The organism is Cryobacterium sp. MLB-32 (assembly GCF_000738085.1).
GTDB lineage: Bacteria > Actinomycetota > Actinomycetes > Actinomycetales > Microbacteriaceae > Cryobacterium.
This window is the reverse complement of the sequence record NZ_JPRS01000587.1, coordinates 1-768: the sequence shown is the minus strand read 5'-3', so window position 1 is coordinate 768 and position 768 is coordinate 1. Positions and strand designations below refer to the sequence as shown.

Sequence of the window (768 nt, the reverse complement as noted above, 5' to 3'; positions counted from 1 at the left end):
GTACTCTCGGGCGACCATGCGCTGCTCGGGGAAGTCCTGCTGATAGCGAGCGATGCCATCGTTCATAATGGCGAGGCCGTTGCGACGACAGTAGTCGACGGCGTGTGCGTGGATGGCGATTTTCTCGCCGAGAAGGATGAGATTCTTGCGGTGGGTCAAGATATCGTGCTCGATATTCGCTATTGCGATGGACCGGAAGGCGCCGCTCACGTCACTGACTACGTGAGTCACGACGAGGTCACCGAAGCGGGCCTGCAGCTCCTTAACTCGAAGGGTGAGCAGTCCGCGGTGGAGCGAGCATCCGCTATTTCCACTGAAGAGGTGGACGGGGATCCCCTGGAGCATGAGGCGGGCAGCAACCAGAGTGCTGTCTCGTCCGCCACTGAACATAACCAACTGGGCATTCTCTTTTTCAATAAGCATTTATTCTCCGTAATTCATTGTCAATGACTGCTAATGACTGCTAATGACTGCTAATGACTACCAATGCTTCGCGCAGCCTAGCAGACCGTTAGCGCGCCTAGAATTATGACTGGTCAGCCTGCCGGCGTGGATGTTCGATTTCTGCGTGTTACTGGTGAATGCTGATGTGATGAGTGGTGCGCCCGTACCGTGACTTGAGACAGTCGGTAGGAGGATCATGTTTCATAATGAATTGTCGTAACATTCAGTGTATGGACGCACCCTGTAGACGGTTGAAAGTATCATTTTCGTTCACCCTGTAAGACCGACAAAACCTTCCGTGACACCAACCGATATAACAGGTTG

1 protein-coding gene is annotated in these 768 nt (G+C 53.1%); it reads left to right on the top strand.

From position 1 onward, the window contains the following. Positions 1-450, top strand: a 450-nt coding sequence (locus JF66_RS23950; protein WP_197059518.1) for a hypothetical protein, incomplete at its 5' end; no start/stop codon positions are given. Positions 451-768 lie beyond the last annotated feature (318 nt).